Source organism: Chlorobiota bacterium (assembly GCA_016710285.1).
GTDB lineage: Bacteria > Bacteroidota > Ignavibacteria > OLB7 > OLB7 > OLB7.
In genome coordinates this window covers 333,900-350,952 of sequence record JADJXR010000001.1, presented here as the reverse complement: position 1 = coordinate 350,952, position 17,053 = coordinate 333,900, and the positions used below count along the sequence as shown (strand labels likewise).

Sequence of the window (17,053 nt, the reverse complement as noted above, 5' to 3'; positions counted from 1 at the left end):
CCCCCAATGCTGCGTTGCCGGAAAAAAGATAGTGCCATGCGGCCATTTAGTGATTGCTTTTCCGGGCGCGATACGCCAAATTACTAGCCGCAGAATGTTCCCGCGCAAAGTGAAGGAACGCCTGCGCTTCCGGCGGCGTGATGAAGAACCGAACCAAGCCGTTGTTCGTAGAACTACCGGCAATCAACCGCAGCACCATGCAGAATTTTTGACCCTTTCCGTAATCATGGCTTTCACCGATTAACCGAACCGATGCAGCATAGATTGAGCGTAGTAATCATTGCCCTGTTGCTGGCTGCTTGCGTGGCCACCACCACCGCGCAACCAACTCGCAACCGCGTGGACAATCGGGGCAAGGAGTTCCGGCTGGCCTTCCTTCATACCGATGGGGCCGAGGACACGCCACGGTTTTACGTGAACGTCTGGTGCACCAAGCCAACCCGCGGGGTGTTTACCTACATGAGTTCGGGGGAGTCGTTCACGGTGGATATCCCCACTGCCGACCGCCCGGTCCGGGTTGCATTGGACCCCTCCAAGCTGATCCTTCCGCGCCCCAACAGCACCAGAAATGAGGTAAGCAAGTACACGCTTCATGCCGTGTTCGACGACGAGGTGACGGTGTATGGAATCAACACCCAACGCTGGAGCAGCGATGCTTGGGTGGCGTTGCCGGAGTCGGTGCTGGGGATGGAGTATGTGGTGATTTCCTACCCAAACACCATCTCCCCCGATGCCGACGGGCAGCTGTTCGACCGCTCCGATTTCCCCTCCCAGCTTGCGGTGATTGCCTACCACGACGCGACGAACGTCACGGTTTATCCCACTGCCCGCTTGGTAAGCCGCTCCAACAGCAATCCCTTCACCACGCTTCTGAACGCTGGGGAGATTTTATTTGTTCAGGCCGATAACAAAGTGGGGTTCGATTTAACCGGAACGCGCATCGTTTCCAACAAGGCGATTGGCGTGTACGGAAGCCACCAGCGGACGAATATCCCGTACAACCAAGCCGTTGGGCGCGACCATCTTGTGGAGCATCTGCTTCCGGTGAACCGCTGGACCAACCGGCCAATCCTGACACCCCATTTCCAGATTCGGAAGACGATTCCCGATGCCAACCTTGCCCGCATTGTTGCCTTGAACGACAACACGGAGATCAGCATTGATAGCGTGCCGATCCGCACCTTGAATGCGCGGGAGTTTGCGGAGATTCCTTTGGATAAAGGGATGCTGGTAACCGCCACCGGCCCAATCCAGGTGGCGCAGTATCAGCATTCCACCATGGATGCCAGCAAAGCCCGCTTGCCCAACGACACCATCGGCGACCCGTTTATGATGCAGGCGTTTGCCCCGGAACAGTTCGATTCGGCCTATGCGTTCGAGAGCTACGCCACGCAGGATTTCCTGTTCCACTTCATCAATGTGGTGATCCCCACCGAGCGGGTAACCACGGTGGAGTTAGACGGGCGTCCGGTGGGGCAAAACTGGATCCGCATCCCCAAAACCAGCTACAGCTACGCCCAAATTCCTGTGCCGTCCGGGACGCATTACATCCGGGCGCGCGTCCCCTTTGGGCTGTATATCTACGGCTATGGCCCCTACAACTCCTACGGAACCCCGGGCGCGGTGGTGTTCGACACCCTGTTTAAGGACCAGAAACCTCCGCTGATTTCGGTGGAAGATTCCTGCCAGGGGGTGGTGGGGTATGCCTACGACGACAGCACCTACGATTTTGGCGTGGAGAGCGTCCGGCTGGACTCCAGCTCGCGCAATGTGATGCTGGCAACCGAACCGTTCACGCCCGGGATAGATTCCGTGCGGTTCCGCGTGCTTCTGAACGACCCGTTCAACGATGGCCAGGCGGAGATGACCGTGGTGGATACGGCGGGACTTGACAGCAAAGTGAAGTTCCCCGTGAAAGGCTTCACCGTTTCGGTGGCCGCCGCCGGACCACTGCCGTTGAAGATGGATACGCTTGCTTCGCTGAACGGCCTGCAGTTCTGCACAAGCCTTCGGCTGCGGAACTACGGTGGGTTCCCGCAGACCCTCACCAACCTCAATTTCAATTCCTCGGACCCCGGGCTGACGATTGCCGAGCAGCTTCCCATCACCTTGCAGCCGGGGGAGGAGCGCGAGGTAAGATTCTGCTACCAGCACGTTGGCGACACGGCATTCACCGTCAGCCTCCGCATTGGGAACGGCTGTTTGGAGCGTGAGCTTGCGCTGCTTCCGCTGATCAGCGCGGTGGATTCCGTCTATCCGCTTATCACGTGGGAGGGCGACTCTTGCTCGCCGTCGCGGAGCTTCAGCTTGAAGGAGCTTGGGATCAGGAATGCGGGGATTAAATCCATTGAGTATCTCACTCTGGAAAACGCGGATCCAATCCTGAATCCCGCAACCCTTCCAACCCGGCAAGCCCAGCTAACGTTGCAGCGGCGCGACCCGCGGAAGGATGTGGTGTACACCATTGTTGTGGAGGATTTAGTGGGGAACCGGGTGACGCTAAGCGACACGGTTGGCGGCGCGACGCTTTCGGTTGCGCGGACCAACGGAACCGAATTGGGAATGCGGATCAACAGCCCGTGGGAATATTCCCAGCTGGTGTATGGCGGCCAGCAATGCGACTCGGTGACGCTGCAAAACTACGGCCTGCGCCCGCTGAACTTGTCGTCGTTGCGGCTGCTGGGGAACCTTGAGTACTCCATCCCTCCGGATCAACTTCCGATAACGCTTCTTCCTGGCGAAACCCGCCGCTTCATGGTCTGCATGCGGCCCCGTGGGGTGGGCCAGCGGATTGATACGCTGGTGGTGGATTTCAACTGCGGTGCGTATTCGGAGCTTGTGGAGCTAACGGCGAACGTGCTTCCGTTGGCCGGAAGCGGGGCCGACCGCTGCGGCAACGCGCTGACGTTCCTGGTGGGCGGGTTTGCGCGGCGCAATTATCTGATGGCTCCATTCCCCAACCCAGCGTCAAGCCAAACCGCAACCGTCGGTTTTGGGCTGGATGCGGACCAGAACGTGACGTTGGTGGTGCTGGATGAGTTCGGGAACGAGAAGCAGCGGCTGCTGGATAAGGACCCAATGCCGGGGGGCGTTGCGCAAATCCAAATGGATGTAACGAACCTGCCGCAAGGGCTGTACTTCTTGCAGATGCAGACCAGCAGCGGCGATGTGATGGCGCAAAAACTGGTGGTTACCAGATGATTGCGCGGCAACGCCAATCGGCACGCCCCCAAGCGTGACCAAACTGCCGGGACTGGATCATTAAAAAATCCACGATGAACGACTTCCCTACGGCGGTTGCCCATGAGCCTTGCGCCAAGTTTCCAACGATTGCTTCTTCCACTGATTGCAGCCATTGCGGTATCCATTGCCGCATCGTGCGCCGCCCATGCCCAAGCCCGCGATAATCGCGGCAAGGAGTTTTGGGTGGCGTTCATGGCCAACAACGGGTCGGGCGATTGGGATGAGACTTCGCAGATGGATCTGTACATCAGCTGCGAACGCCCAACGAACGTCACCATCACCTACCATCGGAATGGCCGCACCCACGCGGTCCCGATCCCCAAAGCCAACACTCCGGTTCGGGTTGATATTTCGCGGGTCTTTGGAACCGGCGTTGAGATTGCCGATGCCGCCACCGACTCCATCAGCCGCCGGACGCTGAAAGTGGTGGCGGAGGATGAGGTGACGTTGTACGGGGCCAACATCCGCACCATGTCGGCCGATGCGTTCATGTCGCTGCCAACCGATGTGCTCAGCGGGCGGTACATCGTTCTGGCCTATCCGAACGGCTACGCAGAAGGCTTCGACGACTATGATATGCCCTCCGAATTTGTGGTGATTGCCACGAAGAACGGGACGACGGTGAATATCACGTCCCCTGCGGAAATCAACCGGCGTCCGGCCAAGCAATCGTTCGCGGTTCGGCTGGACAGCGGCCAAGCCTACTTTGCGCAATCCTCCTTAAACGGCCCGCAGGATGTGAGCGGAACAATCATCAATGCCGATAAGCCGGTGGCGGTGTATGGCGGAACAAAACGCTCCTCAATTCCGGTGTTGGTGGGGAACTATCGGGACCATTTGGTTGAGCAGCTGCCGCCGCTGGAAACGTGGGGGAATGAGGCTTTGATTACCCCGCATTTCCCGATTACCCCACAATCCCGATACGAAGCCGTGGTGCGGGTGATTGCCGCCAGCGACAGCACCACATGGACGCTTGATGGCGCGCCGCAGCCGATGTTGCGGGCCGGGAAATCGGTGGAGCTTCCGCTGACCCGGGCGCAACATATCGCGGCTTCGGGGCCGATACTGGTGGCGCAGTATGAGCACTCCGTTGGGTTTACGGAACTGGGCGATCCGTTTATGATGCTGATCCCCCCGCCCCAGCAGTTCGATTCCATCTACTCCTTCCAGTGCGTTATTAACGATGAGTTTGTGGCGCACTACGCCAACGTGGTGATCCCCAGCAACGCCGCAAGCTCGCTCCGGATTGACAGCGCGGCGGTTCGGGCAACGTTCCGCCCCATTCCCGGGACCCGTTTCAGCTACGCGCAGATTCCGCTTGCTGCGGGCGCACATTTTGCCCGCGCAGATTCCACATTTGGGTTGTACGTTTACGGCTACGGCGCGGCAAACTCCTACGGCTATCCTGGCGGGATGCTGCTGAAGGACCTAACGCCCCCCCCGCCCGACAGCTTGCGCTGGGCCGATAACTGTGGCAATGAACTGATCTTCCAATCGGGTGCGATGGCGCGGCGGAACACCATGATGGCTCCGTTCCCCAACCCCAACGCTGGCTCAATCGCCACGCTGTACGTTGGCCTTTCTTCCGATCAGCAAGTGACGGTGGTGGTTAGCGACCCGTTGGGGAACGTGCGGCTTCGCCCCTTCGATAACGTGCCGATGCGTGGCGGCGTTGGCGCGCTTCAGCTGCGGTTGGATGAGCTTCCACAAGGGGAGTACTTTGTGCAACTGCGGACTTCGGGCGGCGAGGTGATGACCCAAAAACTTCTGATAGCCCGCTAACCCGGGAAACGGTTTTGCGGTTGCAGGGTTCTTTATCCTTGCTGGCTTGCAATCTCTCTGGTTCCATCTCTCTGGTTCCATCTCTCAATCATTCATCCAACGGATGTTCCCATGAACCTTGTGAACGCTTCCCATAAAACCTTCGTGGCGTGTGTGGCCGTGGTTGCCCTGCTACTGTTCACCATGATGGAAGCATCGGCGCAAACGCCGGTGCGCGACAACCGGGGGAAAGAGTTCTGGGTGACGTTCATGACAAACCTTGGGTCGGGGAGTGCAGAGACCTCACAGATGGACCTGTTTTTAAGCTGCGACCGGCCCACCACCGCAACCGTTTCCTACCATGAAGATGGCAGCAGCGTCACCATTCCGATCCCTCAAGCCAACGTCCCCGTTCGTGTCAGCGTTGATCTGCTGTTTGGACCGAATGCAGAGCTTGAGGATATCTGGGCAGATCGGGGGAATGAAGTTACCGCCAAATCAATCAAGATTGCTTGCAACGACGAGATCACCCTGTACGGCGCAAATATCCGCACGAAGTCTGCCGATGCGTTCATGTCCTTGCCGGTGGATGTGCTGACCGGGCGGTACATTGTGCTTGCCTACCCGAATGGATACGATGCCCAGTTTGCGGACACCTACGATACCCCTTCGGAGTTCGCGGTTATCGCCATTGAAGACGGAACCACCATCCGTATCACTTCCCCTGCCACTATCAACGGACGGAGCAGACGAACACCGTTCACCGTTACGTTGGATAGTGGGCAAGTCTTCTTTGGCCAAGCGCGGTTGGGGCTGCTGCAGGATGTGAGCGGGACAGAGATTGTCGCAAACAAGCCGGTTGCCGTGTATGCCGGGGTGAAACGGACAGCGGTTCCGGTGGCGGTTGGCAATTATCGCGACCACCTTGTGGAGCAGATACCGCCATTGGAGGCATGGGGGACCCAGGCTATCGTCACGCCACATTACCCGATCACTCAGCAGTCTGTCGAGAAAGCCGTGGGGCGGGTGCTGTCCGCGTTCGACAACACCAACTGGACGCTGGACGGCCAACCGCAACCCCCGCTGATGGCCGGGCGGCCGGTGGAGTTCGAGCTTACCAAAGCCATGCCGCTGATTGCCGATGGTCCGGTGTTGGTGGCGCAGTATGAGCATTCAGTAAACGTCGGCGGACCGGGGCAGCAGTCGGGATTGGGCGATCCTTTTATGATGCTGATTCCCCCACCTGAGCAGTTCGATTCCATCTATTCCTTCCAATGCGTGGATCACCCTGAGTTCTTCCGCCACTTTGTCAATATTGTGATCCCCAGCAACGCTGCCCCCTCGGTTCGGATTGATGGGAAGCCTGTCACCCAACCGTTTGTGGCAATCGCCGGAACCCAATTCAGCTACGCCCAAATTGAGCTGACCGCCGGCGCGCATTTCGCCCGTGCCGATTCCACGTTTGGATTGTACAGCTACGGCTACGGTCCGGCGAACTCCTACGGCTACTCCGGCGGAATGCTCTTCAAGACGTTGGTCACCGATTTCCAACCGCCGGAATTGATGTCGGTGGATACGTGTGGCGGGATGATCGGCGTTGTAAGCGATAGCCATATCACCGACACCGGCATTGACTCGCTATACACCACCAGCCAAACCCAAAACGTCAGCGTGGCGATTGACCCCTTCACGCCAGGTGCCGACACCGTCCGCTTCCGCGCCACGCTGGTTGACCCCTACCAAGATGGAGTCGTGGCGATAAAAGCGATTGACAGCAGTGGACGCTCCCGCTTCCAAATGAACCGCTTCCCGGGATTCACCCTGCGCGCCACCGGCGGAACAAACGGCATGATCGTTGCCGATACGCTAATCGCCTACAACGGCAACTCCTTCTGCCGGCGGTTTGAAATTGAGAATTACGGCGCGTTCCCGCAGCGGATTAGCAACGTGCGGCTGCTGAACAAACAAGATTCCGGGATCATCGTCCGGAGCTTCCCGCAAACCATCGAGCCGGGGAGCAAAGGGGTGATTGAGATCTGCTACGAAGGAACCACCGACACCCTGCAAATCGTGGACCTGCTGTTGGAAGGGGAGTGCGTCCAGCGGCGCGTGGCCACCATTCCGTTTATCCACCGGATTGACACCACCGCCCCGTCAATCTCGCGCAGCAACGACCCCTGCGGTCGCGACCTTGTGCTGCAACTGCAGGAACAAAACAACGCCAGCGGGATTGCGGAACTTCAATACAACTATCTGGAGAACTGCACCGCCTCAACGCCAGCGCAAACCTTTGCCCCGGCGGTGCAGAACGTCAACATTTCGCTGAACCGGATTGATCCGTACAAGGATATGATCTTCGAGATCACGTTGTGGGATGCCGCCGGCAACGGCGTTGTTCGCCGCGACACAATTGGCGGGTTCACCTTGCAGGCGTTGGACCCTGCCGGCCAGCAAGTTGCCATCCGGCTGAACCATGATTGGATTGCCGACAGCATGACCGTTGGGCTGCACCGCTGCGACACCATCACACTTTCCAACCCCGGACGCCGCCCAATCACCATCCAAAGCGCGCGGATGTTGGGGAACCTGGGGTTCAGCGTGCCGCCGTCGCAGCTGCCGGTAACGATTCCGCCGGGGGAGGCACGCCGCATGAACGTCTGCTTGGAAGGATTGATTGGTGGAAACCAGCAAGGGGACACGCTGGTGCTGACCGATGCTTGCGGAGTAAGCGAGGAAATCGCGCTGAAGCTGGCGGTAACGTGGCTGGTGGCAACCGGACAAGATGGCTGCAACAACACCATCCGAATCGAGATGTTCGCGCAAGCCAAGCGCACCTACCTGGGGCTTCCCGCCCCAAACCCTTCCCGGGGAACGGAGGGATTTGTGGATGTGGCCTTGCAGCAGGATGACCTTGTGCGGCTGCAAGTGCTGGACGACCACGGCAACATCGCGCTCACATTATTGGACGGAATAGCCTTGAAAGGCGGGGTTCATCGTGTGGATTTCAGCCACCAGGGGCTTCCCAGCGGAGTCTATGCGCTTCGGCTGGTGACAGCCTCCGGAAAATCGGGAACCCAGCGAATGGTGATTGCGCGGTGATGGGGGGGGGGTGAGATTCTGCTACCTAATAGTTCTATGCATGTTCTTTTCATTCATCGTTGCTCTCAAATTCTTCTTTGCGCAGCCATTCTGATAATGGCGGCGCACAAAGGGATTGCGCAAAATTCTGAGCCACGGCTGAATCTTGTTTGGTCGGGGTTGCGGGGTGGGTTTGCGCCACAGATGTGCGCGTTGCAGCGGGGAGCCGGATATGTTGCTTCCTTGCACCACCTGTACACTGTTGATCTATCTGACCCGGATCGCCCCCGAATTTCCGACACCATTCCGCTGGCAGGAACTAAGCGGCAAATGGAGGTTGTGGATGATACACTCCTAATTGTTGCTTGTGATTCAGCAATTACTCTATTCTCATTGCAGGATTCATTCAATCCACAAAAACTCTCAACAATTCCTGTCGAAAATTCTCCAAAGTTTGTAGCCTACAATGGCTTTCTTTATGTGACTACATACTCGAAAACTACTCAGGAAGGAGTGTTTGAAGTTTTTAATATCATCAAGCCTAGTCAGCCAATACGTTCTACTCAATCAAAAAACATCTATCCATTTGGAAGCCTCAGAAGAATAAACGATTTCTTATTGATCGGCACTCTCCAGATAGATGCGATAACATACCGGATCGTTAAAATTTTGCCGAATGGAGAATTAGAAGGGGGAAGTTTTTGGGTTCCTCCATTTTATTCGGAGCATGGGTTTGTAGCTCACGATAGCACTGCTCTTTTTTTAGGGAGAGTAGGAAGTAATTCTTATGTATTCTCCATTGTATTTCATGAAGATCGCTTGCCTACTACCCAGTGGTATCAAACCACCGTAACCTCGGATTATCAAGCTGCCGAATTTGCAGCGAGTGATATCCGCACTCTATTTACTTGCGTGCCAACAAAATCTTCAAGGGCTTTAGTTGGTTATGGCTCACAGTCGATGCTCATTGGTTCGGGAAGATCAGATACGTTAAGGGTTGGGGCTAATGTTGTTAGGCAGTCGCACCCAAATCGTGGATGGGCTATGCATACTCAGGTAGTGGATTCAACAGCCATCTGGATAACAAGTACTGGTTTCTATGTAGCAACTATTACGCAAGAAGGGGAAATTATAGACCGTGGGAGCATCTCAACAAGCAAAAACTGCCTTGCTGTTGACGGAAGGGGAAATCGTGCAGTAGCATTGATGGAGCAAGAGATGCTCGTGCTGGATTTGTTGGACCCACGCAACCCTGTGGTGCAAGGCTCGCTTCCTATTACTGCCGATGGAATAAGGATGATTTCAGAAACGGAAGCAGTAACCTACGATTCTGTAATAACCTTGATTGATTTATCGGAACCAAATCGCCCAGTGGTTCGCTCTCGCCATTCGTTAGGTGAAAATATTATTGCCAATAACATAGCATGGAATGGAGAAATGCTTGCTGCGGCCTGCCTAGATAGTGGAACCTACATCATGCGAATGCAGGGGCTGATAGAACCTGTTGTTCATATCCCTGCTTTAGGAACCGATGTCGTGTGGAAAAATGACACGTTGATTGTTGCTGAAATAGATACGCTGGCAAGTGTTTGGGATATCTCCATTGCGACTACTCCTCAACTACTCTCTCTACTTTCTGATAAGGCAGACAGCCCGAAAGGTTATCGAATTGCTCGAGGTTGGGGCTTAGGAATAATAGAAGATTATTTGCTTGTGGGACGGTATGGCGAGGCTTTAATATTTAATATCAATAAGGCATCAGAGCCTTCTTTCATAGGAGAAAGCACATTCAATAGTGGGGTTGCTCAATGGCAGAGTGCTGAGAAATCAGTATATGCATTTAATAGTAGCGCAGGCTTTTCTTTGAATAATTACACTGAAAAGTCAGGCGTAATTTTTATAAAAAGATGGGATCTGATAGATAGTGCTGATTCAGAAATTCCTATTGACTCTTATGAACTGATTTCAACACTTACCGTGCCTTCTTCATGTGTGCGCAATCAATACGTGGTTATTGCTGGCGGCACATTAGGGTTAAGAGTTTGTTCGGTTAATCATAACACATCGTCGGTGAAATCTGAACCTTCGGATAATCCATCAAAATCTTGCCATGGCCTTTTTCAGGTGATGTTGTCGCTACATACTATACGTTGAGATCAGCACGCAGAGCTTGGTTGCCATGATGTGATGTGGTAGGTGAAATCATAAGTAGCTGCTCTTTGAGGGCGAAGACAATGCGAGGGGGGTACCCGAAGGGCACAGGGGCGAACCACCCCCAACAGGCGCGCAGCAACCAGCGGCGCAATCACCCTACTGGCACGGGCCATTGCGCCCATGCCCAAGCATTTGCCTACCGCTTTACAGCGATTGTTCCGTATAATGCCTTCGGAGAGAATGTCTGCACCCATTGTTTCCGCAACCATGTAGCTGAGAAGATGCGGCATGAACTCACGATACTCACTTCCTTATGATGGCCTTTGCCACCATGCTCCGATGCTCGCTTTCGCCCTGTTGGCGATTGCATTCCTTTGCCCAATTCGTTCCATAGCCCAGCCCGCCGGGATCTCCGGGCGCGACTCCAAGGGAACGCTCTTTTGGGTGGCGTTTATGGAGAACTACGGGTCGGGAACCAGTACCGAGACCTCGGACCTGCGGCTCTATATCAGCTCCGACACCATCACCACCGCCACGGTCCATTACTTCTTTACCGGGGATTCCGTGCAGATTGACATCCCCGTCCCCAACGTCCCGGTGGAGGTGAACATCCCTGAGATTTTTGGCTACTACACCGAACTCTCCAGCGGCGATCAAGGCGTTACGCAGAAAGCCTTCAAGATCACCGCCCAACATGAGGTGACGCTCTACGGCGTGAATATCCGCAAGATGTCCTCCGATGCGTTCTTGGGCCTTCCCGACGACATCATCACCCGCCGCTACGTCATCCTTGCCTATCCCAATGGCGTGATACAAGCCGAGTTCGGTTTCAGATATGCCGACATGGCTTCGGAGTTCGCGGTGATTGCCACCGAGGATAACACCCAGCTGAAAATCTCCCCCTCGACCCCGATCAACAACCGCCTTACCACTGCGCCGTTTACCGTGAACCTAAACCGTGGTGAGGTCTATTTCGGGCAGGCAAATTTGGAGGAGGAGTATGACGTTAGCGGGACCGAGGTGCTGGCCAACAAACCGGTTGCCCTCTTCTCCGGAAACCGCCGCACCAGTATTCCCAATTCTGTTGGCTCATACCGCGACCACCTGGTGGAGCAGATGATACCACTGGAAGCCTGGGGCGCAAGCGCGTTGATTACTCCATTCTATCCAATCTCTCCCGCTTCCCCCTACACCGCTGTTGTGCGCGTGCTTGCGGCAGTGGATGGAACCCCCTGGACAATTAACGGGGTCCCGCAATCGCCGCTTCAGGCTGGGCGTTCAAGGGAAGTTCCTCTTAGTGAGCCGATGTTTATCCAGGCCTCTGGGCCAATCATGGTGGCGCAGTACGAACACTCCGCGGGGGACACCGACCCCGGCGGGAGTGTCACCGAGGTTGGCGACCCGTTTATGATGTTGATCCCTCCGCCGGAGCAGTTCGACACAGCGTACTCCTTCCAATCGGTGGCGCACCCGGAGTTTACCAACCACTTTGTGAATGTGGTGATCCCCACCGATGCAATCCCCTCGCTGACGATTGATGGCGCGATCCCCTCGGCAAGTTTTAGCCCGATTGGAAGCACCCGTTTTAGCTACGCCCAAGTCCGCTTAACCGCCGGGTCCCACACGGCCCGCTCCGATTCCGCATTTGGGTTGTACAGCTATGGGTACGGGTTCGCCAACTCCTACGGCTACCCGGGCGGGATGCTGTTCAAAACCTTGCTAACCGATTTCCAACCCCCCGAGCTTTTCTCGGTGGATACGTGCGGCGGAATTGCCGGCACGGTAAGCGATGCCCACATCACCGATACCGGCATTGACTCCCTGTTTGTGGTGGCAACGGAGAATATGAACGCGATGATCGAGCCGTTCACCCCGGGCGACGACACCGTCCACTACTGGGCAACATTGGTGGACCCGTACCAGGATGGGATGGTGGCGCTGAAAGCGATTGATAGCAGCGGGCGTTCGCGGTTCCAACAGACGCGAGTCCCCGGCTTCACGGTGCGGACGGTTGGGATGAACAGCAACGCGCCGCTGCTGCTGGACACGCTGGTGACGTTCAACGACCAAGCCTTCTGCCAGACGGTGATGATTGAAAATTATGGAGCCTACCCGCAAGCCATTTCCAGCATCAAAATTTCCGGCGGTGGGGCCGGGGTGACGCTGAAAAGCAGCGTGACACAGCTTCTTCCAGGGGAACGCCAGCCGGTGGAAATCTGCTACACCGCCACCAACGACACCAGTTTCACCGTGCAGCTGGAGCTTCAGAACAATTGCGTTTCGCGGGTTGTGGCCCAGGTCCCACTGAACCACAGGGTTGACACCGTTGGCCCAGCAATCCTGGGCGTTGCCGACCCCTGCGTTAATAGGATGCAACTGCAAACCGGTGAGCAATGGGCCGGGTCGGGAATCACAGAGATTTGGTACGACGAGTTGGTGAATTGCACAACCGCTGTTCCGGCCCAGAAGTTCAGCCCGGCAATGCAGAATGTGGCGGTTTCGCTGAACCGGATTGACCCACGGTTGGATATGATCTATCAGATTACCGTGGTGGATGCCGTTGGCAATCGCACCGTTCGCCGCGACACCATCGGCGGGTTTACGCTGGCGGCGTATGATGCCGCACGGCAGCAAGTGGCAATCCGGTTGGAGCGCGATTGGCAGGCCGACAGCATCACCTACGGCAACTTCCGTTGCGACAGCATCACCCTAACCAACAATGGCCTTCGCCCGCTTCAGATTGCCGAGGCACGGATGCGGGGGAACATCAACTTCAGCATCCCGCCGGCGCAGCTTCCGCTGCTGCTTGCCCCGGGCCAGTCGCGCAGGCTTGTGGTTTGCTTGCTTCCAACCGCCGATGGCAACAGCTTGCAGGCCGACACGTTGGAGCTGGTGAACCTTTGCGGAGTTCGCGAGGAGGTGGCGCTGAAGCTGCCGGTGACGTGGCTAAGCGGGACCGGCCAGGATGGCTGCAACAACGCGCTTCGGGTCCAGATGTTCGCGGCGGCGCGGCGCACCTTCTTGGGGCTGCCAACGCCAAACCCCGGCACCAACTCCGCCAGCAGGGTGGACGTTGCCCTGGCTCAGCAAAGCCACGTCTGGCTTGACGTGGTGGACCAGCAAGGGAACATCGTTGCCGAGGTGCTGCGGAATGTGGAACTCCGCGCCGGCGTTCACCGCGTGGAGTATTTGCTGGAGCAGATTCCCAGCGGCCAATACTTCGTGCGAATGCGGACCAACCACGGCCAGGTCTTCACGCAAAAGCTGATACTCCATCAATAAGGCATCATCACAACAAAGGCTTCCCAACATTGTGGAAGCCTTTGTTGGTGATGGGGGGGAAGGCCAACGGCTGGCATCTACCTCTGGGATTACTCAACTGACTCTATCCAACATCGCACTTCCTGGCCATGACCATTTTTCAAACACCTCGGCTACAGCTTGCCACGTGGTATCGTTCCGATGCTGAGTTGCTGAAGGCAATCGCCACCGACCCGCAGATGATGCGGTACATCGGGAGCGGGGAAGCGTGGGATGATGCGCGGATTGCGCAGTTCATCGAGCGGCAAATGAACCACTACAACCGCTTTGGATATTGCATGTGGAAGCTGATTGATCGCCAGAACGGTCGGCTTATCGGCCTTTGCGGATTGCAGCCGCTGGCGGAAACCGGAATGGCGGAAACCGGAATGGTGGAAATTGGTTGGTGGATTGCCACCGATTGCTGGGGGCGCGGGCTTGCAACCGAGGCCGCGCAAACTGTGCTGGCGTTTGGGTTCCACCAGAAGCAACTGCCGGAAATTGTGGCGATTGCACACCCAGAAAATGGTGCCTCGCTGAACGTCATGGAGAAGATCGGCCTGCGCTTCAGCCAGCACACCGATAGCGACACGCTTGGCCTGCAAGTCAGCGGTATTCCGATTGTGCTGTGGCGGATGAAGAACCCGTTTCTGAGCAATCACCCTTCGCAGCTGGTTGACCTAAGCCACACCGTTGAAGAAGGGATGATAACCTACCGTGGGCTTCCCGCGCCAATCATCTGCGACTTCCTGAGCCGCGAGGCAGCGCGTGCGGTTTATACCGAAGGGACGGAGTTCCAGATTGGGAAAATTGAGATGGTGGCGAACACTGGAACCTATCTTGACTCGCCGTTCCATCGCTACCGGGAAGGGGGCGATTTATCAGATTTGGCGTTGGAGTCGCTGGCGGATCTTGATGCGGTTGTGGTGCGCGTTGCCGAACATGGCCAACGAGCGATTGATGCCGATGCCATCGCCGGGCGCGACCTTGCCGGGAAGGCGGTGCTGATCCACACCGGCTGGGCAAGGCATTGGCGGACCGATAGCTATTTCGAGGGACATCCATTTTTGACGCTGGATGCTGCAATCGCCCTGCGCGATGCCGGCGTGCGGCTTGTGGGGATTGACTCCTACAACATTGACAGCACCGACGACATGGAACGCCCGGCCCACACGATTTTGCTGGGGGCCAACATCCCAATCGTTGAGCATATGACCGGGCTGGAGTTGCTGCCAGAGAGCGGCTTCCGTTTCTACGCTATCCCCGCCAAAGTCAAAGGGTTCGGAACCTTCCCCGTTCGTGCGTTTGCGCTGCTCCCTCCCTCAAGTTTGGAATAAGCAACCTTCTGTTCCTCTCCATGCGTGGCCTTGTGCGCTTCCTCCGCTGGAGGGGGGGGGGACGCTTCGGGGTTTTTTGGTGGAAGCCTGCTACTTCCCACTGTTCGCCGTCACCCCTTCGCTCAATCCCCACTCGTTGTTCCGCGATTGCACCATGTACTCATATTCCGCCGAAGGGTCAGCGTACCAATCTTTGAACTCCCGTTCATCGCTGTTTGGTTGGGCGATTGTTCGCTTCTCCCCGGTCTTCCGTTCGGTGCGGGTGATGACGTATCCCGCCACCGTTGCCGCCGGTGCTTCCCACTGAATCCGCAGATAGTTGCTTCCGCGCTCTACCTTCACCGACCGCGGAGGCAATGGGCGTTCCTGGTGGCGATAGGTGATGGAAACTGGTTTGGACCGCGCCCCTTCGTTGCCGGAAGAATCCACCGCAGAAATGGAGTAGAAGTAGCGGCCATCGGCAGGGAGCTGTTCGGTGAACTCCATCCCAGAAACCTCGCCAACGCGCTGCGGATTGGCCTTCTCATCGCTTCCTCGGTAGATCCGATACCGCGCAACGTCGCGCTCGCTGTTTGGCAGCCAACGGAGCGTTGCTTTCGCGTCGTGCGCCTGCAGCTCGGCGATTGTTGGCGCGGTGGGGGGGACCAGATCGGGCATCCGAGCAAAGATCATCGCTGACGGTTTGGAGCGGTTGTAGCTTCGGTCAATCGCCGTCACGACGTAGCCGTAGGTGGTCCCCGATTGGCGCGGCAGCCGGTCAACAATGGTGGTTCCGGCAATGATCGAATCGTTCAGCAGCAAGCGGCTGATGCGCGCGTCGTCCGACGAGCGTTCAATCTGGTAGCCAAGCAGGTCGCCCTCGCCGTTCGGCTTCCAGCGGATGGTGATGCTGCCGGTGTCGGCAATGGCCGTAACGCCGGTTGGCGGCGCGGGGGGCGTGGCATCATTGGCCCGGTACGTCACCGTGTCGGAGGGTTCGCTCTCCAAACCATTTTCCCCAACCGAGCGGAGAACGTAGCGATACTCCTTCCCCTCAACCACCGAAAGATCCACCCACTCCCCGGCGCGGAATCGGGCGGAGGAAAGTGGGGGGCTGGCTTCGCGGAACTCCCGCTCCGGGGCGGTCATCTCTATCCGGTACACCCGCGCCCCGGCAATCTTTCCGCGCAGTGGCGGGACCCACGTCAGCCTTGCGCTTCCGGCAAATTCTTCCACGGCAAGATTGAGCGGCGGCGGCGGAATTTCTTCGCTCCCGACCGTCACTTCCACCGCCACGCTTGGCTCGCTTTCTATCCCAAAAACATTGACGGCGCGGATGTGGTAGAAGTAGGTGGTCCCGGCCTCAAGGTATTCATCGCTGAACGTTTGCTGGTTCTGGTCCTGGGCTGATTGGCCGGACGATACCGTGATCGGCAGCAGCGCGGCGGTGTTGATCTGCTGGAATGGACCAAGCACACGTTCGGCACGGTAGATATTCCACGTGATGACCTCGCCCCGTTGCAGCAACGCCGGGTCGCGCTCCCAGCGGAGCGTTGCGCTGCGGTCGCCGGCTTCGCCAAGAAGATCGGCAACGGGGGGGACGGTCCCGGGCGCGGAGCCGACGGCGGTGCTAACGCCAACCTCACGCTCGGCCCCGTTGACCAGCGCGACGATTCGGTATTCGGCATCGGCACCGGCGGCAAGGGTGTTGTCGAAATAGACCTCCCCCATCAGCTTCCCGAACTCTGGATTGACAACGCAGATTGCTTCAAACAGCCCGTTGTTTTGCCGGGATAGCACGCGCTGGTAATCGGCTGCGGTAAGGTCTCGCGGCGGTTGTGCGGCCTCGAACAGTGATAGATAGAGGTCGGTTTTGAATCCTGCAATTCGCTCAATCTCTTGCTGGCTTGTGGCGCGTTGCATCGGCACGGTTGTCAGCCGGGTCCATGCTTCTTGCGGCCCTCTTCGCTCAACGTGATACCCCCCGAACCCCGATTCGCGAACCCCTTGCCAACGAAGATGCACACCATCGGCAGCCCGAAAAGTGATGACCTTCGGCTGGGCAAAGGCGATGGGGGAGAGGAGGGCCAGAACGAGAAGAGAAAGAAGGCCACACCGCCCCGCACGGGCATGGAGTGCCATGCCCGTGCGAAGGGTTTCGGTTGCAGTTGCGAAGATTGATGTGATGTTCATGGTGTTGT

At 57.2% G+C, this 17,053-nt stretch carries 7 protein-coding genes; 6 read left to right on the top strand and 1 reads right to left on the bottom strand.

Going from position 1 to position 17,053, the window contains the following annotated elements:
* The first annotated feature begins 252 nt into the window (after window positions 1-252).
* The 6 genes from IPM61_01040 to IPM61_01015 all read left to right on the top strand — a co-directional run bounded on the left by IPM61_01040 (window position 253) and on the right by IPM61_01015 (window position 14,873).
* Entirely contained in the window at window positions 253-3,201 is a 2,949-nt protein-coding gene (locus IPM61_01040; protein MBK8909893.1) for a T9SS type A sorting domain-containing protein, read from the top strand.
* Window positions 3,202-3,303: 102 nt separating this feature from the next.
* Window positions 3,304-5,025, top strand: coding sequence for a T9SS type A sorting domain-containing protein (locus IPM61_01035; protein MBK8909892.1), 1,722 nt, complete (start codon window positions 3,304-3,306; stop codon window positions 5,023-5,025).
* Between the two features lie 111 nt (window positions 5,026-5,136).
* Window positions 5,137-8,103, top strand: a complete 2,967-nt coding sequence (locus IPM61_01030) for an IgGFc-binding protein (GenBank protein ID MBK8909891.1) — start codon at window positions 5,137-5,139, stop codon at window positions 8,101-8,103.
* A gap of 36 nt (window positions 8,104-8,139) precedes the next feature.
* On the top strand, window positions 8,140-10,236 hold the full coding sequence (locus tag IPM61_01025; GenBank protein MBK8909890.1) for a hypothetical protein: 2,097 nt from the start codon (window positions 8,140-8,142) through the stop codon (window positions 10,234-10,236).
* 288 nt (window positions 10,237-10,524) lie between these two features.
* Window positions 10,525-13,518: a T9SS type A sorting domain-containing protein gene (locus IPM61_01020; GenBank protein MBK8909889.1), complete on the top strand. Its 2,994-nt coding sequence runs from the start codon at window positions 10,525-10,527 to the stop codon at window positions 13,516-13,518.
* A gap of 128 nt (window positions 13,519-13,646) precedes the next feature.
* Complete coding sequence (locus tag IPM61_01015; protein ID MBK8909888.1) at window positions 13,647-14,873, top strand: GNAT family N-acetyltransferase; 1,227 nt, start codon at window positions 13,647-13,649, stop codon at window positions 14,871-14,873.
* 90 nt (window positions 14,874-14,963) lie between these two features.
* On the opposite strand, the gene IPM61_01010 is transcribed toward IPM61_01015, so the two are convergent.
* Window positions 14,964-17,045: a fibronectin type III domain-containing protein gene (locus tag IPM61_01010; GenBank protein MBK8909887.1), complete on the bottom strand. Its 2,082-nt coding sequence runs from the start codon at window positions 17,043-17,045 to the stop codon at window positions 14,964-14,966.
* Window positions 17,046-17,053 lie beyond the last annotated feature (8 nt).